Here is a 22,106-nt window from a genome sequence, read left to right as displayed (position 1 = left end):
AGTATAATGGCAAAGACAAAAAAAATCCCGGTTATCAAAAACCGGGTTGTTTTAAAAAAGAAGAAAAAGCGTTCGGTTTGGCCGCAAGTCCGAGTTCTGCTTTTAACTTTCGCCATGATGCTGCTGTTTGTGTGGCTTAAGATCCAGACAAACTTGAAGTTGGCTGAAATTCAAAGGTTGGAGACGGTCTTGGCTCAAAACCTGGCGGAAAAGAAAAAGCTAAAAACAGAGAAAATCAGGTTGTCGAGTTTCGGCAGAATATATAAAATAGCTCAGGATTTAGGTTTGGAGTTCCTTGCAAGTGAAGACATTATCCAAATATCGAAAAAATAAATATTCTGCGGTCAGAACCCAAAGGCCGAGGATACTACCGCAAAAGGAAAAGGTCTGGAGGTTTCGCTTTGTACAGCTTAGCTTATACCTGGTTGCGGGGGTTTTATTTTTGCGCCTGGTGCAAATCCAAGTCTTCGGGCACGAAAAATACACCAGGTTGGCTGAACAGCAGTATGTCGCAGGGCACGTGCAAAAAGCTCAAAGAGGTCTAATTTTTGATCGGAATCACAAACCCCTCGCCCTGAGTAATCCCTCTTTTGATATTGGTGTGGACAAACGAATGATTGGCGATCCTGAAAAATTAAGCCGTAAGCTGGCGGTGGTTCTAAAGAAAAGTTTATCGGAAATTGTTAATAAAATTAAGAAAGGGAATAAATTTGTTATACTGGAAAGAAAAATTGATCAAAAGAAAGCGGCGATGATTAATGTAATGAACCTGGAGGGAGTCAGTATCGTTGAGTCCACTGAAAGAGTGTATCCTTTTAAGGAAAAACTGGCGCAAGTTCTCGGGTTTGTGGACATCGACGGAAACGGGCTAAGCGGCGTTGAACTGCAATTTGATGAACATTTGAGAGGTGAGGACGGCTGGAGCGTTCTCCAAAAAGATGCCCGGGGCAAAAAAATCTTACCGATTAGCTCCTCTAGCGAAAACCAAAAAAGCGGTGACGATGTTGTCCTGACCATTGACCATGTGATTCAAACGATTGCCGAAGAAGAATTAAGTGCAACTGTCTCCCGATTTAACGCCAAAGGCGGCAGTGTTATTGTGACCAACCCTCACACAGGTGAAATTCTGGCGATGGCTTCTCAACCTGGTTTCGATGCAAATCAGGCGGGAAAAACTTCCCCCGAAACCTGGAGAATCCGCTCGATAACGGATATTTTCGAACCGGGTTCAACTTTTAAAATTGTTACCATGATGGCCGCTCTGGAAAACGGAGTTAAAAAACTTGATGACGTTGTTTTTTGTGAAAACGGTAAATATAAAATATTTGGGGAAGTCATAAACGACCCGGAGAGTCGCTCCTGGCTTTCTTTTAAAAATGTTTTTAAATATTCTAGCAATATTGGTGCAGCTAAGATTGCCCAGGAAATCGGCAAAGAGAAAATGTACAAGGCTGCCAGAAATTTTGGCTTTGGCATTAAATCAGGAGTCGAGTTGCCGGGAGGAGTCTCTGGTATTTTAAATAAACAGACCGAGTGGTCGAGGTTTTCGCTGTTGGCAATTTCTTATGGTCATGAAGTCGCGGTCACTCCGCTGCAAATGGCCATGGCTTACGGCGCAATTGCAAACGGTGGAAAACTCATGAAGCCGGTAATTATAAAAACAATAAAAAGTAAAAGCCAGGAAACCGTATCTGAGTTTTGGCCCCAAAGCATCCGTAGAGTTATGTCTGCGAAAACAGCCCAAATAATGACCTCAATTTTAAAAGAGGTTGTTGCAGACGGCACCGGCACTTTAGCCCGGATTTCAAGTGGACGTGTCGCAGGAAAAACTGGCACCGCACAAAAGCCGCTCGATGGCGGGTCCGGTTACTCCAACACAAAATATATCGCTTCTTTTGGCGGCTTTTACCCGGCAGATCATCCGGAGTATTTGATCTATGTCGCAATTGACGAACCTTATCCTATTCACTCCGGGGGGCACGTGGCTGCGCCGGCGTTTAAAAAAATTCTTCAGCACATTTTGAAGATTTACCCAACCCCTAACGAAACGCCTGCCAAACAAATTCAAAAGCCGGGTATCGAGGCAATTCCTGATTTAACTGGCAGAAGAGTAGAAACAGCAAAGCAGATTTTAGAAAATTTGAACATTCAATATCAAACAAACGGCAGCGGGCAAATTGTCAAAAGTCAAAAGTTACAGACAGACCCGGATTCGGGTGAGTTTCAGAAAATAATTTTAACTCTATCAGATTTTTCCTATGAAAATGAATATGTAATCATGCCGAAATTAACCGGTTTATCCATGCGCAGAGCCATCTCTGAATTGTCAATTAAAGGCTTGAGCGCTAAAGTGTTTGGCAGCGGTCGTGTTTACAGGCAGGATCCTGAGCCCGGGAAAAAAATCAAGGCCGGGGCCAGATGCATGCTGGAATTTAAGCCCAGAAATAAAATCGAGACTCTTTTCAATTGAACTACCTCCTCACCCTTCCCTCTCCCATTCGGAGAGGGAAGCCTTCCCTTTTTTGGGCAGGTGAAATTGAGGGATTGATGAAAAAACAGAATGATGGATCTAACTTTAAATCGGTTTTTAGGAACTCGAAATTGTTCATTTACTTACAGAGGGTCTGAAGAAAAATTACACCAGCAGATCTCGGGAGTCTCAATCGATTCGAGGACAATTCAACCTAATGAGGTTTACTTTGCGCTTCGCGGAGAAAACCATGATGGTCATGATTTTGTGCTGAGTGCATTTAAAAGACAAGCAAAAGCAGCGGTCGTCGAGGCGAAATGGTGGGTAAAAAACAAACTTGGATTTGAAAGCTACCCGATTTTTGTTGTTGATGATTCGCTTAAAGCGTTGCAGGAATCCGCAAACGAATATCGCAGCAAATTCAACATTCCGGTCCTTGGGCTGACCGGCACGAACGGCAAGACAACGACCAAAGAAATGGTCGCGGCGGTTTTATCGGAAGCCGGTAAGGTTTGCAAAAACGAGGGCAATCTGAACAACCACATTGGCGTGCCGTTGACGCTTTTCAAACTGAATGACAGCCACAAAATCCTGGTTATAGAAATGGGCATGAATCATTTCGGAGAAATTGCGCGGCTTTGCGAGATTGCGCAGCCGGATTTTGGTTTGATTACAAATATCGGACGTGGACACCTTGAGTTTCTCAAAACTTTGGAAGGAGTTGCCAAGGCAAAAATGGAGCTTTTTGAATACCTTTCACCAAATGGCACCCCCTTTATAAATCTTGACGATCCGTTGATTGTAAAACACGCACAAAAATTTAAAAAAAGCATGACTTACGGATTTAGTAAAAAAGCAAATGTGACTGGTGAAATGCCCGGAACGAATGAACACGGCTTTCCAGTCATGCAGGTCGATGGAGTAGAAATTAAAATCAACTTCCTGGGAAATCATAATCTAATCAACGCGCTTGCCGCGATTGCTGTTGGCACTGAATTCGGGATCGAGCTTAGTCAGATGAAATCCGCCCTCCAAAATGTTAAACTGCCGGGCAAACGCATGGAAGTTTTAAAGCATAAAAAAATGCTTATTTTAAATGATGCTTACAACGCTAACCCGGACTCAACTCTTGCAGCTTTGGAGACCTTGCACTCAATTCCGGCTTCCGGGAGAAAAATTTTTATCTTTGCGGACATGTTAGAATTGGGAGAACTAGCGCTTTCAGAGCATGCAAAAATCGGCGAGTCTCTAAAAAATTATGGCATTGATGTGTTTTTTGCTTTTGGACAGCTCGCCGCCGAAGCTGTACTGGCGGCCAAAAAGTCCGGAGAAAATCTAATCGCAAAACATTTTGAGGATAAGGAAGCCCTCATTGGTGAGTTGAGTGAGTTACCCAGAGAGAGTGAAACGATCTTAGTAAAGGGATCGCAGGGAATGAAAATGGAAGAAGTGGTCGAGGCTTTACTTGAAAAATAAGGTGTTCAGCCTTTAATGATCGGAAGTTTCCGAGCTTAATCTGGAACACCTAAATCCATTTTTTCTTGACTTTTATAACAATATATAGTACCTTCATCTAATCCAAACAACAATATATTGAAGTCATGTTCTATTATCTACTTTATCCGTTAAAAGAGATTGTCTCCGGATTTAATATCTTTCGGTATATTACGTTTCGATCAGCCGCGGCAGCCATTACTGCCCTGTTTATCAGTTTTGTGGTCGGGCCTTACATCATCAAGAAACTGCGGCAAAAACAGATCAGAGAGGAAATTCGCAAGGACGGTCCCCAGAGTCACTTACAAAAATCAGGCACTCCCACTATGGGCGGACTGATCATCTTAGCCGCCGTGATTATCCCTACCCTGCTTTGGGCCCAGGTCTTGAATATTTATGTCCAGCTAATATTGTTTGCGACCCTTTGGATGGGCATCGTGGGATTTATAGACGACTATCTTAAAGTCGTTAAAAAGCTTCCCAAGGGACTGGTTGCCCGATACAAGCTCCTGGGACAATTAACGCTCGGAGCAATCGTCGGGGGCGTTATTTACTTTGCGCCTCAGTTTGCTGACATCAGTACTTTAAGTACGCTGCCATTCTTCAAGGACTATGAAATCGATTTCGGCGTCTTTTATATTCCAATGGTTATCTTTGTGATTATTGCTACCTCAAACTCGGTCAACTTAACCGACGGGTTGGATGGTCTGGCAATCGGTTTGGTTGGTATCTCGGGTTTGGCCTGGGCAATCATCGCCTATTTTTCCGGCCGTACTGATTTCAGCGATTATCTGAACATCCTTTACCTGCCGGGCGCTGGCGAGTTGACCGTTTATTGTGCGGCATTGGTTGGCGCATCGCTGGGATTCCTTTGGTTCAATTCGCATCCGGCGCAGGTATTTATGGGTGACACTGGCTCGCTGGCGCTGGGAAGTGCGCTCGGCACATTGGCTATCTTACTAAAAAAAGAGCTTTTGTTAATTATTATTGGCGGCGTGTTTGCAGCCGAGGCCCTTTCAGTGATTTTCCAGGTGCTCTACTACAAACAGACGAAGAAGCGTCTGTTTAAAATGGCGCCGATTCATCATCACTTTGAATTGAGTGGCTGGTCTGAATCCACTGTGGTAGTGCGTTTTTGGATAATCGCAATTCTGCTTGTCTTGTTTAGTTTGAGTACATTTAAAATTCGTTAAATGCAACAATGAAAGACCAAAACTTAAAACTCGATTCAACTTTATTCCTCATCGTCCTTGTTCTGCTGGTTATCGGCGTGGTTATGGTTTACAGCTCCAGCTCATTTAAAGCCCAGGAAATTTACGAGGATAGTCATCACTTTTTAAAAAACCATTTTTACAAAGTACTGCTCGGTCTCATACTAATGCTGATCGTTTCTAGAATAAACTATACTGTGTGGTTAAAAATATCTCCTTTGCTTTTGCTGGTGAGCTTCGGCGCCTTAATCTACCTTCTGGTTTCTCCGGATGTTGCGGCGGTCAGGGGAAGCAAACGATGGATCCCATTCGGTTCCTTCCAGTTTCAGCCGGCCGATTTAGCGAAATTAGCGCTCATTTTATTTCTGAGCCACTCACTGGGACAAACCAATCTCATGAGAACAGACACGAGCAAGAGGTTTATTTTTCATCTTGGGGTCATCGCTTTAATAGTTCTGCCGATTACGCTGCAACCGGACGCTGGAACAGCTATTCTCATTTCGTTTATTGCAATTACACTTGTTTTCGTTTCAGGTGAAAAATTGCGTCATTTTTTCATTCCGGCAATAATCTCGACGGCTTTCTTTTTAATAATTTTTTTGCAGAACGGCTACCAATGGGCTCGCATAATGAAGTTTATCGCGTCTTTGAAAGGTGAAGAAGTGCACTGGCAAACACAGCAGTCTTTAATTTCGTTGGGAAACGGCGGCTTTTTCGGCCTGGGATTGGGCGGCAGCCGGCAAAAATATCATTTCCTTCCCGATCCGTTTACCGACTTCATTTATGCGATCGTCGGTGAAGAGATGGGAATCCTGGGTACTTTAGCCGTACTCTTTCTTTTGATTGCGTTCGTCTCGATTGGGGTTAAAATCGCAATGATGACCGCTGAAAAACCAGGTAAGCTGCTGGCTTTTGGAATTGTTCTCAATATCGCGATTTACGCGTTTACAAATTCGGCGGTTGTACTCAACCTGCTTCCTACGACCGGAATTCCGATGCCGTTTTTAAGTTACGGCGGGTCGGCGTTAATTATCAATCTATTTGGAATCGGCATTTTGTTAAACATTGCCGAGCAAAACAGAAAAAAACTTTCTCCGGTTAGAAATCAGACGGGACACCGAAAAATAGGATTTTAGAAATGTCCAAGAAGAAAGTGCTCAAAGTGATGATTGCGGGCGGAGGAACCGGCGGCCACCTTTACCCGGGTATCGCGTTGGCGCAGGAATTCCAACAACGCTGGTCAAGCAAGATAATGTTTGTGGGCACAGCTTATGGCATCGAAAATAAAATACTGCCAAAGCACCCTTATGAATTTAAGAAAATTTGGATGAGAGGCTTGCAGCGAAAATTGAGTTTAGCCAATCTAATTTTCCCGCTCAGACTTTTGGTAAGTTTGGTGCAGTGTGCTTTTTTGATTTTATCTTTTAAGCCGGACGTGGTCATCGGGACCGGAGGATATGTCAGCGGTCCGGCTTTAATGATGGCGATCACATTCCGCATCCCGACGGTGATTCAAGAACAGAACAGTTATCCGGGATTGGTAAACCGCTTGCTCGGCAAATGGGTCAGTCAGGTACATGTCATGTTTGAAGAATCTATCCCCTATTTTAAAGGGCAGCCGGAAATTTTTGTCAGCGGGAACCCGGTGCGAGGAGACTTTAACCAGGTGAATAAAAAAACGGCTTTAAAAAAATTCAACCTTCAAGAAGACAAGCTTACATTGTTTGTGTTTGGCGGAAGCCAGGGCGCACACGCAATTAATCAGGCCGTCTTAAACGGCATCGAGAAATTAAAGGCATTGCCAGATTTGCAAATCCTGTGGGCAACCGGGCCTCACGATTCTAAAATAGTAGCCGAAAAATGTGGCGCTGACAAACGCATCTCAAATCATGAGTTTATAGAGGATATGGCTTCAGCATACGCCACTGCCGATCTTGTACTTTGCCGTTCCGGGGCTACTACTTTGGCAGAAATAGCCATCTGCGGCCTGCCGGCCATTCTGGTGCCTTACCCCTACTCTGCCGGCGGCCACCAGGAGTTTAATGCAAAAGCACGAGAAACGGCGGGCGCAGCAATTATGATTTTGGAAAAGTCGCTGAACGAAGAAACGCTGGTCAGCACTATCTCAGGTTTTTTAAACAATCCGGAAAAGAGAGAGGCGATGTCAAAAGCAGCAGAGCAATTAGCCAAACCAAATGCAGCCGGAGATATCGCTGCTAAAATTGGTCCCACGCTCAAAAACGTAGGTTAACATTCGAGGTTCGGGATATGATGGTTTATTCAAAATACAGCTCAAAAAAGATAGGGAAGAAAATTAGGAAAATAAGGTCATTCCCAACCAGACGAGCAGGGATTTTAGTTTTAATTGTCACAACCTCACTCCTGATTTTATTGAAAGTCGCAACCTGGTTAAATGCACAGGAATTGTTTGCATTAAAAGATATTAAAATCGAGGGCAACCGGTTTGCTAAAAAATCCGAACTGCTTAACCTTGTTAAAGTCGAGCCGTCGGTGAGTTTACTTGAATTTGATACCCAAAAAATCGCCAATCAAGTGGAGCAGCACCCGCTCATTCAGCGGGCAACGGTAAGTCGCAGGTTGCCTTCAAGTCTGGTCATTAAAGTGCACGAAAAGGAACCGATTGCAATCTTAAACAACTCGGAGCTTCTGGCATTGGATGAAAAAGGTCAACCTATGCCGGTGTTCCGGACTGAATTTTTTTTCGACTATCCGATTATTTCAAACATCAAACTGCCTGAAAATAATTTGGAAGAAAATAGCAAGCTGAATCAAGTCATCGACTTTTTAAACTTTACCAAAGCAAAATACTTTACCCTATATAGTGAAGTTTCTGAAATTTCTTACTCGGAAAATACCGGCATTTACTTTTATCTTAACGAAGGAGCCATCCCGGTCATTTGTGGCAACGATAATCTTCAAAAAAAAAGCGCAAATTTACTTAAGGTTTTGAATCTTTTAAGAAGTGAAAACAAGCTCTTAAAAGTCAAATACTTCGACTTAAGATTTAAAGATCAAGTCATTGTCAAGGAATTCTTGAAAAGTTAACCCTATCCTAATTGTCTTAAAAAGGAAGGTGTGAAATGTCAAAGTATATAGCTGGATTGGACATTGGAACCACCAAAATTGCTGCCATCATTGCAGAAATAAATGGCTCCCCTGAGCCAACAATAATTGGCGTCGGCACCAGTCCATCCGATGGGTTAAGAAAGGGGGTCGTTGTCAACCTGGAAAAAACCATTCGCTCTATTGAGGCAGCTATTGAAGAGGCCGAGCGCATGGCAGGTGTCCAGATCGATGAGGTTTTTGCAGGAATCGCAGGCGACCATATTCGCAGCATAAATGGCCGCGGAGTCGTTGCGGTAGCTGGCCCCAATAATGAGATCACCCCGGCTGACATCAGAAGGGTTATCGATGCGGCGAAGGCGGTAGCCTTGCCGATTGATAGAGAAGTTCTACATATTTTGCCGCAAGAATTTATTGTCGATGACCAGCATGGAATCAAAGATCCTGTCGGTATGTCCGGGGTACGTTTAGAAGTTGAGGTCCATATTGTCACCGGGGCGATCACTTCCGCCCAAAATATTTACCGGAGTATCAGCAGGGCGGGAATGCGGGCCATGGATTTGGTGCTTGAGCCGTTAGCCTCAAGCTATTCCGTTTTGGGAGAAGACGAAAAAGAACTCGGTGTAATTGTGATGGACCTTGGCGGCGGCACCACAGACATCGCCATGTTTTTTGAGGAATGTATTCGACACACTGCCGTAGTTGGTCTCGGGGGCAAAAGTATCACCAATGATCTGGCCCTTGGGCTGCGCACACCAGTTGACCAGGCGGAAAACATAAAAATACAGCACGGCTGCGCAATTCGAAAACCGGGTTTCCGTGATGAAACAATCGAAGTGCCCGGAGTCGGCGGACGTCCGGAAAGACGGCTCTCTAAAGCTTATCTCGTCGATATTATCCAACCGAGAATGGAGGAGATTCTGACTCTGGCTCATCGCGAAATCAAGAAATCGAACTATGTTCATCTGATGAGTGCGGGTTTGGTCCTCACCGGCGGCGGCTCTTTATTAGAGGGTACGGTTGAACTTGCAGAAGAAATTTTTGATATGAGTGTTAAATTGGGCGTGCCAAATAAATTTAACGGTCTAACCGACTTAGCACAAAGCCCCATTCACGCAACCGGCGTCGGGCTGGTTCACTATGGAATCAAACACAAAGGTGATGAATTTCTTGGTGATAATGAACAGGGTTTGTTTCCATGGATTATGGGGAGAATGCGCAAGTGGTTTAACGGTCGGTACATTGCTTAAAATTTTGGCTCGAGATAATGGGAAACCCAAAACAACAACTTGAACTCTTTGAACAAAATGGGAGTAAAGCCATGAACTTAAGATTTGCATTTGACGAAAGCCACTCCGCAACAGCAAAAATGAAAGTTGTTGGCGTTGGCGGTGCAGGCGGCAATGCTATCAACCGCATGATAGAGGCAAAATTAAGCGGCGTTGAATTCTTAACCATCAATACCGATTTGCAAGCACTCGAAATGTGCCGGGCCAACTCCCGCATACAAGTCGGTTGTGCATTAACCAAAGGCCTCGGAGCCGGTGCCAACCCTGAAACCGGAAGAAGAGCGATTGAAGAAGACCGGGAAACCGTCTTTGAAGCATTGTCCGATGCTGATATGATTTTTGTAACCGCCGGAATGGGTGGCGGCACCGGAACCGGCGCCGCGCCAATTGTTGCAGAAATTGCCAAAGATCTGGGCGCATTAACAGTTGGAATTGTAACCAAACCTTTTATGTTTGAAGGCCCGAAACGAATGAAACGCGCACAAGAAGGAATCGCTGAATTAAAAGACCGTGTAGATACGCTCATCGTGATACCGAACCAAAGACTTCTGTCTGTTGTGCCCAAAGACACGCCGTTGAATTCCGCCTTTCAAATTGCCGACGACGTGCTTCTGCAGGCGACCAAGGGTATCTCCGATTTAATTGCCATTCCCGGATTGATTAACCTCGACTTTGCGGATGTGCGCACAGTCATGTCGGAAATGGGCGACGCGTTGATGGGTTCCGGGTTTGCCTCCGGGGAGAACCGTTCTTTAGAAGCAGCTCAGCAAGCCATCTCCAGCCCCCTCCTTGAAGACGTCTCCATTCAGGGCGCTCTAGGGGTGCTGGTTAACGTGACCGGGGGGGAGAATATGACGTTGCATGAAGTCAACGACGCCACCAGTGTGATCTCAGAAGCCGTTGGTTCAGAAGCAAATATTATCTTTGGAGCAGTCGTCGATAAACAGTTAGACGAAGAGATGCGAGTTACGGTAATTGCAACCGGATTTAATCATAATGGCAAACTGAGTTCACTCAACAATGGCAGAAAAAAATTCCTTGAATATTCAGACAACCCCCTGTCAGATCTCGCCATACCAACTTATCAGCGCATTCATGAAAAACCGGAACCTGAGAACGAACCGGAAACTATTGAACTTGTGAAAGAAGAAGCTTTGGAGAAGAGAACTAACGGTGATCTCGATGTGCCTGCTTACTTAAGGCGGCGAACAGACTAAGGAGAATTTGAAATCACTCAAACCTTAAGTTTTTTTTCAATTGCCATAATTTTATCAACCCGGGCTTTATGGCGGCCACTTTCAAAGCGGGTTTCAAGCCAGACTTTTACGATTTCTTTAGCAACATCGACTCCAAGAGACCTGCTTCCGAGAGTTAAGACATTTGCGTTGTTATGAAGGCGGCTATTCCTGGCAGTGTAGGTATCCTGGCACGATGCAGCACGAATTCCGCGAACCTTATTCGCTGCCATTGCCGAACCGACACCCGCTCCGTCTACAATGATACCTAATAATCCCGCGTCATTGGTAACTTTTTCAGCAACTGCATAAGCAAAGTCAGGGTAGTCCACGGATTCCGTTGAATGCGTGCCCAAATCATCGAATTCCAACCCCAACTCAGTTATATAATCTTTGAGTATCTCTTTCAGCTCAAAACCGCCGTGATCTGAGCCAATAATTATTTTTCCTGAGAATTGAACCTGGGGGGAGAGTTGAGGTTCCGAAGAAGTCTTAGCAATTTCTTTTTTTAAAATCCTAATTCCGCGAATAGCGGCCGCGTCTTGCGCAGAAGGAGTCACAATGCCGTTTGCCGCAACGACCAGTTCTGTTTTCTGCTTTCTATGGGCATCAATTACATCACGCTCCGTAATCAATTTGCTCATTTAGCACTATTCTTCCTTTTCGGTTTCACGAATCATCGGGACAAATCGGACTGGAATGCGTGATTCTTTTTCAACAGATCCGTCCGGGAATTTAGTAACCACAATCAAATCCTGATTAGTCTTACCTATAGGAACAACCATTTTGCCGCCGATTTTCAGTTGTTCAATTAAGGACTGGGGAATCGAGTCCGGTGCTGCAGTTACAATGATGCCATCAAAAGGAGCGTGTTCGGGCCAGCCTTTATAGCCATTCCCAAATCTCAGTGAAACGTTATTGCAGCCCATTTTTTTCAACCGTCTTGATACATCAATGGTAAGATTTTCATTGATTTCAATTGTATAAACGTGTTCAACAATTTCAGATAAAACCGCCGCTTGATAGCCTGACCCTGCGCCGACCTCCAGAATTTTTTCGTTGCCCTTGAGTTCTAAAGCGGCGGTCATATATGCGACAATAAATGGCTGTGAAATCGTTTGCCCCTCTCCAATCGGCAACGGAGCATCGTCATAAGCCGAGTTTTCTAAACTCTCATTCACAAACCTGTGCCGAGGCACCTTTTCTAAGGCTTTGAGCACTACCGGGTTTTTCACGCCTCGATTGATAATTTGACTTTCTATCATCTCTTTTCTTACCTCGAGAAGCGCAAAGGTGTCGCCCGGTTTTAGTCCAATATTTTTCTCAAATTCAATCACTCTATAAGAGTCCTTTATAAATCACAAATTCAATATCTTATTCTAACATTTCTCGCAAGTGATGTTCTACGCTTCCCGACAGAGCATCTAAATCATATCCGCCTTCTAAAACCGAAACCATTCTTCCCCTGCAAAACTCCCTGGACAAATCCAGTATGACTCGGGTCATACGTGCAAAGCCTTCTTCAGAGACATTCATATTTGCAAGAGGATCGTTTCGGTGTGCATCAAAGCCGGCTGAAACCAAAATAAATTCAGGCTTAAATTCGCTGACCGCATTGGTGATGTCATTCTCAAATATCTGCAAGTATTCTTTATCGCTAAAGGCGGCAGGTGAAGGAAAGTTTAAGGTGGTTCCTTCTCCCTCACCATGACCCTTCTCTTCAGCTAATCCCGTGCCGGGATACAACGGATGCTGATGAATACTAATGTAAAAAACTGTCGGATCATCATAAAATGCATTTTGAGTACCGTTACCGTGGTGAACATCCCAATCAATAATGCAGATTTTCTTAATCGAATGATGATTCTGTAAATATTTTGCAGCAATGGCCACATTATTAAACAAACAAAATCCCATCGCCCTGCCAGGTTCAGCATGATGACCTGGTGGCCGAACTGCACAAAAGGCGCATTCCACCTTTCCCTTCATGACTGAATCGCATGCATTTGTCGCAGCTCCGGCGGCTAAAAGGGCAATCTCATATGAGTCTTCACAAACGACCGTATCAGAATCTAAATAATGTGATCCGTTTTTGCAAGCGTTTTTTATAGTTTCAATATAATGTCCAGGATGAACTTCTTTAATTCGGTCAACTTCACAGGTACCGGGAGAAAAATGAGTCAACTTTGCGAAAATATCGGTTTCTTTTAAATGCTGGGTAAGATCTTGCAGTCGTTCTGGGCGTTCAGGATGGCCGGAGCCCGTTTTGTGTTTCAAGTAATCATTGTGGAAATAAAAACCTACTTTGCTCAAAAGGGCACCTGTTGTTTTGATTAAATTTTACTTCTTAACATGAATACTTTCAGCTTTTACAACTGTGTCGCCACGACCATGGACTTGAATGTTATACGTCCCGGGTTTCAGATTTTCAACCGAGCAAACCTCCTGAAATGGCACCAGGACCTGGACCACCATTTTATCCGCATCAAATTTGGCTAGTGGTATAATTTCAACGACTTTTCCTTTCACTTTGACGTCGAAGCGCTCAAATGTGTAGGCAGGCGAGGGCAAATTCCCGCTAACATTCACCTGTAACTTTTCAGCTTCAGAAATGCTCGGCCCGGAATCAACTTTATCGACATAAATTTTTTCAAGCCTTTCAGAATCTTGCATCGGAACACCGTTTTTCGAGGTTGTACAATTTAACATCGCAAATAGTACGACTAAGGAAATCAGGCCAATGTCTAATTTACTGCCAAACATAGTATCACCTCTTTATAAATTCCTTTTTGCCTGTTTTAAAAAATCTTCCAAACCACCTACTATGGCATCCGCTGCATTTTGTTTATACTTCTGAGATCTAATTTCCATTTCTTCCTCCGGGTGCATAATAAAAGCGGGCTCTATTAGTACCGCGGGCATTTGCGGAATTCTACATACCGACAAATTATCGTAATAAAGGCCAAAGTTTGGTAATTTTAATTTCTTCAGCAACCTATTCTGAATCGCCGCCGCCAAAGCATGGCTTTGGGGATGATAATAATAAGTGCTGCTGCCTCTGCTTGTAAAAGGGTTCACACCATCCGGGAGCGCATTGTGATGAATGCTGAGCAAAACATCCGCCTGCACAAAAGCGGCCAATTTTGTTCTAACCCCGAGACCTGCCCCATGATGATTTTTTCGAGTTAAAAAAACTTTTGCTCCTTTTTTTTCCAATTTTTCTTTCAAGGCTAAAGATAATTGCATGTTGGCGTCTTTTTCTTTAAAGCGGCTTGGGCCAACGGCTCCGTCATCCGGACCATGCCCGGGGTCAATGCAGATCGTCATGTTCTTTAGTGAAAATTTTGTCGGGGGTCTTTTTATTTCAACTTCCAGGTTCGTTTCGTCATAATACGGATTGTACCCCCATTGCTGCTTTTGGTCGAGTAGAATTTTTACTTCATAAACACCATTAGCAGGTTGTGACCAGCTCATTTCCCGAATCATCGGATCGTCGAAGTCGTACCTTATCCAATCCGTATTTGAAATCGCACCGTAAATGGAAACAACTAACGCAGAAGGATCGTTTAGTTGAGTAATCTTAAATGGTAATCTCTCGCGCAAGTGAAATGTAACTTTGACTTTTCTATCCATGCTCCGCGACCTAACAAGTTCGATCGTGCTGGATGGAATCGGCGTTCCTGAAGACAGAAATCTCAAGTTACCTTCAGGGACCCAGATATCCTCCAAGCTATTTAAATGAGCACGATAATAAGCTCCTTTCTTGCCGGTAATCCACAATTTCACGCCATCGGGTAAAAACATTTGATAACCCAATCCGGCTCCCGCTCGAGCCACGGTCAATTCTTCTGTAAGCACAGCAATATTCGGGATGGTGTCAATACGAACCGTCAATCTTCCGGGAGCAATCGCAGTTGCATTGATTCCATTGGTTCCGCGCAATTCAAAGGCGACCTCCGCGGTGTCAATCTCAATTCCTTGCTTGATAAAAAAACCGCCACGGTATATTCCGGCAACTTCCGGGAGCGGCGAAGATTTGCCAACTCCAAATACAGATTCTCCCCAATCATGTCCTTTCCGGGGCGGCGCTTCCACCATCTCAGCATTTTCAATTACACCCGGGATGGTAAAAGAACCTGTCAGGCCGGGCGTGCCCTTAAATGCAACTTCAAAATAGTCGCCGGCGCGAAGTTCAATATACTGGCTCGGTAAAAAGTAAGTACTGTCAATTGCAATGGTATCATCCGGGCTCGTGGTTAAATAAGTGGGAATGACAACGTTAATAACAACTTCCGCCGAATCCGATTGTGTTTTAGCAACGCATCTAAATGAAAAATCTCCGGGCGTAACTGGAACAACGCCAATGAAGGCGCCATTAGGATACATCCGTATTGGTAGATTATTTACAAAAACTCGGGCGGTCGGATCACTAGCTGAGCCAAAAATAAACGTAGAATCTGACGCATTAACAACTTGCTCTTGACGGGGGTAAACAACATCAACAGTGAGCTGAGCCCGTGCTTGAAAAGGCAGGAGAATTAAAAAAAAAATGAGATATTTTATTTTCAGCATTTAATTTACCAAGCCTTGAATCCCACCACTTTTCCAGAATTCAGGACGCAACATCACATCAACCGTATCGCCCGGGTTAAATTCTTGTTTTTCGTGAGTGGTAATCAAATATGAATTACTTTTTGCAAACGCTACTACATCTGCAGAGCCCTTCGATTGAATGGCAGTTGTACAAAAAAAATTGTCTCGTAAAAAAGTCCAGGCCAGCTGATAGTTCTCTCGCTTAGTTTTGGTGGCATATTTTTTTTCAAATGTGGCCTTCGTTTTGACATTGTGTAAATATGAAAACCCCATCATCTTACGCAGGACAGGCCGGACGATAACTTCGAAAATGGTGCTGGCCGAAACCGGATTCCCCGGCAAACCGAAAACGAGTGTCTCGGAGGTTCGGCCAAAAACCGTTGGCTTTCCCGGTTTGATATTAACCTTGTCATAAAATATTTTTAAACCATGTTTCAGCATAACATCTTCGACAAAATCATAATCTCCCATAGAAACACCGCCGGAAATCAACAGCACATCTTTTTCTAATCCAAGCTCAATGCTTTCATTTAAATACTCAATATTATCCGGCGCTATTCCGAACAGCTCAGGCAATGCCCCAGACTCAACCACCTGACTATGTAGCGAATAACCGTTGCTATTTCTGATTTGGCCGGCTTCTGGCTTTCTATTAATTTCGACCAGTTCGTCGCCGGTAATCAGAATGCCGACTTTCGGTCTCTTAAAAATGCTGACCGTTGCTTTACCTACAGTTGCCAGGGCACCGGCGACGGCCGGACTAATAAATGTTCCTTTTGAGAGCACCTTAGAGTCTGCTTTAATGATCTCACTTTTTCTGGCGACGTTTCTTCCTAACGGAACCGGTTCTAAAATTGTAACCTTATTTTCGCCGATGGCTTGAGTTTTCTCAACCATCTGGACGCTATCGGCACCTTCCGGCAGCGGTGCACCCGTCATAATCTTAGCTGCCTGTCCTTTTTCGATTTCAAAATCTGGATAGACTCCGGCGGGGATAGAACCCACTACGTCTAAAACCGTCGAATTATTTTGACAATCAGCGGCTTTAAACGCATAACCATCCATTGAAGATTTTTCAAAAGGAGGCATGTCGATATCGGAAAAAATATCTTCAGCCAGGATGTAACCTGATGCATCTTTGAGATCAACCTCCGCAGCACCTAACCGGGTGGCCTCGTTTAATGTCATCTCAATTGCATCTTTTACAGCGATCATGGAAATAGAGTTGGGTGTTTAATTCTTACTAATAATCCGGTATGGCTTGTCGTACTTTTTTTGGAATTTAATACCAAACCTCTCGGCAGATTCACGGGTATCAAATGAGCCAACTGTCACCGTGTAAATGGTGACTCCGTTTCTTTTTTTTTTGCGAATCTCTGTGGAAACCCCTAATTTGGAAAAATCGTTACGGAAATTTAAGGCGTTATTAATTTGCGAAAATGCGCCTATTTGCAAAGTAAGTCGACCTTTTGAATCTTTTGGTTTTTGTTTAACAATTTTGTTTTTTGCAGCCGATTTAATTTCCTTAAGGTCTTCTTTCGCTAATTTCGAAAACGGCGATCTGGGATGTTTAGTTAAAAACTTTTGCAATTCAGCACTAACGGATTCATATTTTCTCGCAGCCATCAAGCATATAGCAGCAAAATACATAGAATCATCTTCATATTCGGTTTGAGGATATTTTTCAATCAGTCCCAGGAAATATTTTCTGGCGGCAATATATAATCCCCGGGAAAAATAATACTGACCTACTCTAAATGTTGCCTCTTCCGCTTGCAGAGAACTTGGAAATTTTGTGAAGAGTTCTATATATTTATCAACTGCCTGCTGTGCATTAGCTTCCGTAAGCGCTTCCAAATAAAGAGCCAGAGGCGTACCTTTATTTTCATCAACGAATGCTGCCACTTTTTGTTTGATTTCAGAAGGTTTATAAGACTTCAGGGTCCGATTTAAATCGAATTGAGGTTTTTGCGCAAAAAGATAGTTTGCACAAAACAGGAAGAATAAAAGAGTAGTAGTAAGTACGGTTTTCATAGAAAAAGAAAAAGTCAAATTACATATCTCTTAGATTTACGAGAATAATTTGACTTTAAATTCATCAGTTCAAAGAGAGTCGGAAAATAGATTATTTACATAACACAACTAACTTCTTAGGCTATTTGTACTCTTAATTTTGAATTGCTGTCTCCCATTCAAAACAGCCGGGGCACCTCCAAAATGGCTTGTCAGATTCATGCCGACACTTACTACATCTGAACTTCTCCTTGTGTTTTGAAGATGCTTCGATTAACTCTATGGCTAAATTCAGGGCTTCATCTTTTTGGCCAGTATGATGATAAAGGCGGATCAAATATTGTTTCGCCGCTTTATTTGAGGGGTCGCTTTCCAAAATACTCGAACATAGATTAACGGCTTTTTCGATTTCACCTTTTTTCTTATAATTTTCCGCAAGCGCTAATTTAGCTTCATGGTTATCCGGCTGGCTGTTGATTATTTCAAGGTAAAAATTTTCGATTTCACCGTAAACGCCACCCTCATAAAGCAACTCTTTTATAAGCTCGAACGCCAGAAAAGATTGTGAAGGTACCTTTTCCACGAATTGCTTCAAAACTTTTAGCGCATCCTCTTTTCGATCTTCATTCCGATAAGAGTCGGCAAGGTAAATATAGGCAGGAGGGCTTTGGGAATCAATTTTGATGGCGTCGCGAAATCGAGCTTGGGCATCTTTTTCTTTGCCATTCTTACTCAACTTCAACCCTTCCTGAACTTTGTAAAGTGCCAATCTACCGTTTTTAAATTCCTTGCTTATTTTTTTGAGATTTTTGTAAACCTGAAAGGCATCCTCCCATTCTTCTTTTTGCTCGTAAAGCTTTAACTTCATTTCATGAGCCCAGGTGTTATTCTTATCCTCAGAAATAATTTTGCCCAACACATCAAAAGCTTTATCGTATTCCTGCGCAGCTTGATAATCCATTACCAAACTTTGATAAATTTCCCTCTTCTGCTTCGCAGTTAGTGTGGTACGAACAGTCAAATATTTGTGGACGTTTACAGCGCGATCGAATTGACCCGATTCCCGAAGAATATCACCAATTTTTAAGTAAGCGTCAATATTCTGGCTATTCTTTGTAACGGCCTCTTTGAATTTTTTCAAGGCCTTTTCCGTGTCGCCTGCCAAAAGTAAATTCAGGCCTTCTGCATAATCCGAAGATGCATCTTCGAGGCCGGCAGCGGATCTCTTTCTGAAAACAAAAATCATCATCAGCGCCGTAATAGCACTCAAAACCACAAAAATTAAAATTACGGTGAAATCCATTTTAGACAACTATGTTTCTTCTTTGATATTAAAACCGGTGTCATCCTCTCCAATTGGAAGATTCCTGAGATTATCAAGCTCGATCTGCAATTCGTTTTGGCTTTTATTCAGACGGCGAATTTCACTTTTAAATTGCAGAACTTGGAACACAGAAACGATCAACCAGAATAAGACACCGAACCCGAAAGAGGCATAAATTACCAACCACAACGGTACAGCAGTGTACTCCCAGGTCACAAAGTTTACAGAAACTTTATGGTCGACATTATTATTTTGGAGTGCGAATCCGAAAACCATCAAAATCAAGATAACGGCTAAAAACCACTTAACTGCCCACATTGCATTTTCCTTATTTCAGTATCAAATGCGCTTAGCACCTATTTTTCAAGCTAATCCGTCTCTTCTTCTCCTTCCTTTTCCTTCGATTTAGCGGATTTAGTTTCAGCTTCTTCTTCGCTCTTTGTGGATTCAGCTTCATCAAATGTTGCTTCATCCGCAGTCTCCTCCGAAACTTCAGCCTTTGCTGCTTCAGGTGCTTCTGTTACTTCTGCCGGAGTTTCAACCATGGCTTCTGTTGCCGCCTCCGCTTTATCCTTTGTGGATTCAGGTTCATCGGAAGTTGCTTCATCCGCAGTCTCCTCCGAAACTTCAGCCTTTGCTGCTTCAGGTGCTTCTGTTACTTCTGCCGGAGTTTCAACCCTGGCTTCTGTTGCCGCCGCCGCTTTGTCCGCCAGCACTCTGCTTGAATTTGCTTTGGAATCCCTCTTTACTCCGGCTGACCCAGGTGCTGAAATCTCCTTCTCAAATTCGGCAATCGCTTCTTTGTCATCGACCGCAAGCTCCGGTTTGCCTTTCTCACCTTGGACTGCGTGTTTTTCGGACAAGATAATCTTTTTATTCTCTTTGTTGAACTCGATTACAAAAAGCTCTAATTCATCACCAACCTGATATGCATCAGAGGGTTTTTGAATGCCTTCTTTCTTTAATTGCGAGAGAGGCACAAATCCATCAACAACTTCAGGCAACTCAACAATGACGCCTTTTTCAATCATGCGTACAATCTTGGCTTTGGTTATTGTTTCCAGCTTATAAGCTTTTTCAAAATTATCCCACGGATTTTCCATTGTCTGTTTATAACCGAGGGAAATTCTGCGATTGCCTTTGTCCATTTTTAGAACCATGACTTCGACTTCGTCCCCTTTCTTGACCACCTCACCCGGATGCCTAACTTTTTTTGTCCAAGAAAGATCGGAAATGTGAATCAATCCGTCTATCCCCTCTTCCAACTCAACGAAAGCGCCAAAATTAGTTAAATTTCGCACGATTCCTTTCTGCTTCGATTCGACCGGATACTTGACGTCGATATCGCTCCAGGGATCGGGCTCAAGCTGCTTCAACCCTAAGGAAATCTTTCGGCCCTCGAAATCGAGATTAAGTATTTTAGCTTCAACGGTTTCACCCAAAGAAAGAATCTTGGAGGGATGCTTAATATGCTGCGTCCAGGACATCTCGGAAATGTGAATTAAACCTTCCACTCCTTTTTCCAGCTCGATAAATGAACCATAATCGGAAATGTTCACAACTTTTCCTTTGATAATTTCGCCTTCCTTATATTTATCTTTTACATCGTCCCACGGATGAGGCTGAAGCTGTTTCAATCCCAAAGAAATCCGATTTTTATCTTCATTAAAATCCAAAATCTGGATATTTATCTTTTCGTCAAGCGCAACAACTTCGGAAGGATGACCTACGCGACCCCAGGCGAGATCATTAATGTGGAGCAGTCCGTCAACCCCTCCCAGATCGATAAAGACTCCGAAATCTGTGATGTTTTTAACTGTGCCTTCGAGTACCTGTCCTTTCTCGAGATTCTCAAGGATCTGGGCGCGCTGCTCTTTCATGCCTTCCTCGACCAGAGCCCGGTGCGAAACCACGATATTTTTGCGGAGCTCGTTTACTTTAACAATTTTAAAATCCATTGTTTTGCCAATTACCGCATCAAAATCCCGAATTGGTTTTACATCTATTTGAGAGCCTGGGAGAAAAGCGTCAACTCCCATCAAGTCAACCACAATTCCGCCCTTAATTCTACGCATGCAAGTGCCTTCAAGGATTTCGTTTTCGTCATGACACTGGATAATTTTCTCCCATACTCGTAGAAAATCGGCTTTCTTTTTTGAAAGGACAAGCTGACCATCCTTATTTTCGACGTTATCAAGAAATACCTCGATATCATCTCCAATCTGGATCGCTTTCGGATCGTTGAATTCTTCGATTGGGATTATACCTTCTGATTTAAAACCAATATCCACAGCCACATCTTTATCGTTGACTGCCAGAACCTTGCCAATGACCATTTCTCCTTCAACAAAATCGGTGAGTGTTTGCTCGTAGAGATTCACCATTTCTTTAAATTCATCTTCCGGGTATTCTTGCTCATCCGCAAGCTCCTCAAAAGTATAAGTTTTCTCAGCGGATTTTTTAGAATCAGCTGATTTCTTATTGTTTTCGACCTTTTCCGCTACCGCAGTTTCTCCTCCTTCCATTTGGTTTGATTCGTTTTCCTTTTCAGGAAATTGATCAGTGTTAGTTGACATGAAAAAGTACCTCCTTAATGTATTTGTTTTTGCTTATAGACAAAGTTTGGTTCGTGTTCAAGAGTTAATATTTGAAGTGCTGAATGAAAACCCATTTTAGAGTTATCTTGAAAACTTGAATGCGAACATACTCAAACACTTTTTTCTAAACCTATTGCCTTTTTTACAATAAAATCAACACACTCGTCAATTGTTAAATTCGTTGTATCTAAGAGAATTGCGGCATCCGGCTTCTGTAGTGGCGCGAGGTTGCGTTCCGAATCATGCTTATCTCTTCTTTGAATATCGTTCTTAATTTTTCCCAAATCAGTTTCAACACCTGGTGATTTTAAGTCATTCTTTCTGCGCCTGGCACGTTCATCTATCGAAGCTGTTAAGAAAATCTTTAGTTCCGCATCCGGAAATACCACTGTGCCGATGTCCCTGCCATCCATCACGACAGAATTATGTTCGGTTTCAATCCTCAATTTTCGTGTGACTCTGTCCCGAATGCTCGTGTTTTCGGAAATTGAAGAAACGCTTGCAGTCACCTCCGAAGATCGAATTTCTCTTGAGACGTTTTCTCCATTTACAAATACCTGAGTACCTGTTTCCCCATTTTCCAAATTAATTGTCAGCCGTTCCAGAAAAGCCGACAGGGCCTTCTGGTCCTCCAGTTTAATTCCTTCCCGTAAATATTGCAACGTATAAGCACGGTAAATTGCCCCAGAGTCAACATACAAAATCTTTAGTTTTTTCGCAACCAGTCTTGCAATGGTGCTCTTCCCTGACCCCGCTGGCCCATCAATCGCAATGACTACTCTTTTTTTCAATAAAG

20 protein-coding genes are annotated in these 22,106 nt (G+C 43.2%); 9 read left to right on the top strand and 11 right to left on the bottom strand.

The annotated features are described in order from the left end of the window. The first annotated feature begins 6 nt into the window (after positions 1-6). From IH879_00840 to ftsZ, 9 genes are all read left to right on the top strand, one after another. Positions 7-333, top strand: a complete 327-nt coding sequence (locus IH879_00840) for a hypothetical protein (GenBank protein MCH7673480.1) — start codon at positions 7-9, stop codon at positions 331-333. Then, on the top strand, positions 302-2,470 hold the full coding sequence (locus IH879_00835) for a PASTA domain-containing protein (protein MCH7673479.1): 2,169 nt from the start codon (positions 302-304) through the stop codon (positions 2,468-2,470). Before IH879_00840 ends, IH879_00835 begins: the two co-directional genes overlap by 32 nt. Before the next feature lie 93 nt (positions 2,471-2,563). Continuing rightward, on the top strand, positions 2,564-3,946 hold the full coding sequence (murF, locus tag IH879_00830) for a UDP-N-acetylmuramoyl-tripeptide--D-alanyl-D-alanine ligase (GenBank protein MCH7673478.1): 1,383 nt from the start codon (positions 2,564-2,566) through the stop codon (positions 3,944-3,946). Between the two features lie 125 nt (positions 3,947-4,071). Continuing rightward, the gene (locus IH879_00825) at positions 4,072-5,157 is read left to right on the top strand and encodes a phospho-N-acetylmuramoyl-pentapeptide-transferase (protein MCH7673477.1); all 1,086 of its coding nucleotides are present in this window, start codon (positions 4,072-4,074) and stop codon (positions 5,155-5,157) included. Positions 5,158-5,165: 8 nt separating this feature from the next. Then, a complete protein-coding gene (locus tag IH879_00820; protein ID MCH7673476.1) occupies positions 5,166-6,311 on the top strand; it encodes an FtsW/RodA/SpoVE family cell cycle protein in 1,146 nt (381 codons plus the stop codon). Positions 6,312-6,313: 2 nt separating this feature from the next. Further along, positions 6,314-7,426, top strand: a complete 1,113-nt coding sequence (murG, locus tag IH879_00815; GenBank protein MCH7673475.1) for an undecaprenyldiphospho-muramoylpentapeptide beta-N-acetylglucosaminyltransferase — start codon at positions 6,314-6,316, stop codon at positions 7,424-7,426. Positions 7,427-7,443: 17 nt separating this feature from the next. Beyond that, the gene (locus IH879_00810) at positions 7,444-8,241 is read left to right on the top strand and encodes an FtsQ-type POTRA domain-containing protein (protein ID MCH7673474.1); all 798 of its coding nucleotides are present in this window, start codon (positions 7,444-7,446) and stop codon (positions 8,239-8,241) included. A gap of 35 nt (positions 8,242-8,276) precedes the next feature. Beyond that, the gene (ftsA, locus tag IH879_00805) at positions 8,277-9,509 is read left to right on the top strand and encodes a cell division protein FtsA (GenBank protein ID MCH7673473.1); all 1,233 of its coding nucleotides are present in this window, start codon (positions 8,277-8,279) and stop codon (positions 9,507-9,509) included. Between the two features lie 71 nt (positions 9,510-9,580). Continuing rightward, positions 9,581-10,765, top strand: coding sequence for a cell division protein FtsZ (gene ftsZ, locus IH879_00800; GenBank protein MCH7673472.1), 1,185 nt, complete (start codon positions 9,581-9,583; stop codon positions 10,763-10,765). Between the two features lie 17 nt (positions 10,766-10,782). On the opposite strand, the gene rpiB is transcribed toward ftsZ, so the two are convergent. The 11 genes from rpiB to IH879_00745 form a co-directional block, all read right to left on the bottom strand. Continuing rightward, positions 10,783-11,427 (bottom strand): ribose 5-phosphate isomerase B, encoded by a 645-nt coding sequence (gene rpiB / locus IH879_00795; protein ID MCH7673471.1) that lies wholly within the window; start codon positions 11,425-11,427, stop codon positions 10,783-10,785. Between the two features lie 6 nt (positions 11,428-11,433). Next, positions 11,434-12,048 (bottom strand): protein-L-isoaspartate(D-aspartate) O-methyltransferase, encoded by a 615-nt coding sequence (locus tag IH879_00790; protein MCH7673470.1) that lies wholly within the window; start codon positions 12,046-12,048, stop codon positions 11,434-11,436. A gap of 109 nt (positions 12,049-12,157) precedes the next feature. Further along, positions 12,158-13,096 carry a histone deacetylase gene (locus tag IH879_00785; protein ID MCH7673469.1) on the bottom strand — a complete coding sequence of 313 codons (939 nt, stop codon included), beginning with the start codon at positions 13,094-13,096 and terminating at the stop codon, positions 12,158-12,160. A 27-nt stretch (positions 13,097-13,123) separates the two neighbouring features. Continuing rightward, positions 13,124-13,546: a hypothetical protein gene (locus IH879_00780; GenBank protein MCH7673468.1), complete on the bottom strand. Its 423-nt coding sequence runs from the start codon at positions 13,544-13,546 to the stop codon at positions 13,124-13,126. Between the two features lie 12 nt (positions 13,547-13,558). Continuing rightward, a complete protein-coding gene (locus IH879_00775; protein ID MCH7673467.1) occupies positions 13,559-15,355 on the bottom strand; it encodes an N-acetylmuramoyl-L-alanine amidase in 1,797 nt (598 codons plus the stop codon). Then, positions 15,356-16,591 (bottom strand): molybdopterin molybdotransferase MoeA, encoded by a 1,236-nt coding sequence (locus tag IH879_00770; GenBank protein ID MCH7673466.1) that lies wholly within the window; start codon positions 16,589-16,591, stop codon positions 15,356-15,358. It abuts the gene before it with no gap. Positions 16,592-16,609: 18 nt separating this feature from the next. After that, positions 16,610-17,428, bottom strand: coding sequence for an SPOR domain-containing protein (locus IH879_00765; GenBank protein ID MCH7673465.1), 819 nt, complete (start codon positions 17,426-17,428; stop codon positions 16,610-16,612). Positions 17,429-17,543: 115 nt separating this feature from the next. Then, the gene (locus IH879_00760; GenBank protein ID MCH7673464.1) at positions 17,544-18,692 is read right to left on the bottom strand and encodes a tetratricopeptide repeat protein; all 1,149 of its coding nucleotides are present in this window, start codon (positions 18,690-18,692) and stop codon (positions 17,544-17,546) included. 9 nt (positions 18,693-18,701) lie between these two features. Continuing rightward, entirely contained in the window at positions 18,702-19,031 is a 330-nt protein-coding gene (locus tag IH879_00755; protein MCH7673463.1) for a LapA family protein, read from the bottom strand. A 50-nt stretch (positions 19,032-19,081) separates the two neighbouring features. After that, on the bottom strand, positions 19,082-21,238 hold the full coding sequence (gene rpsA / locus IH879_00750) for a 30S ribosomal protein S1 (GenBank protein ID MCH7673462.1): 2,157 nt from the start codon (positions 21,236-21,238) through the stop codon (positions 19,082-19,084). Between the two features lie 182 nt (positions 21,239-21,420). Then, a complete protein-coding gene (locus IH879_00745; GenBank protein ID MCH7673461.1) occupies positions 21,421-22,101 on the bottom strand; it encodes a (d)CMP kinase in 681 nt (226 codons plus the stop codon). Positions 22,102-22,106 lie beyond the last annotated feature (5 nt).

This window comes from candidate division KSB1 bacterium, from assembly GCA_022562085.1.
In the GTDB taxonomy this organism is placed as follows: domain Bacteria; phylum Zhuqueibacterota; class Zhuqueibacteria; order Oceanimicrobiales; family Oceanimicrobiaceae; genus Oceanimicrobium.
Note: the sequence above shows the minus strand (reverse complement) of the source record. Positions and strands in the feature narration are given on the sequence as shown.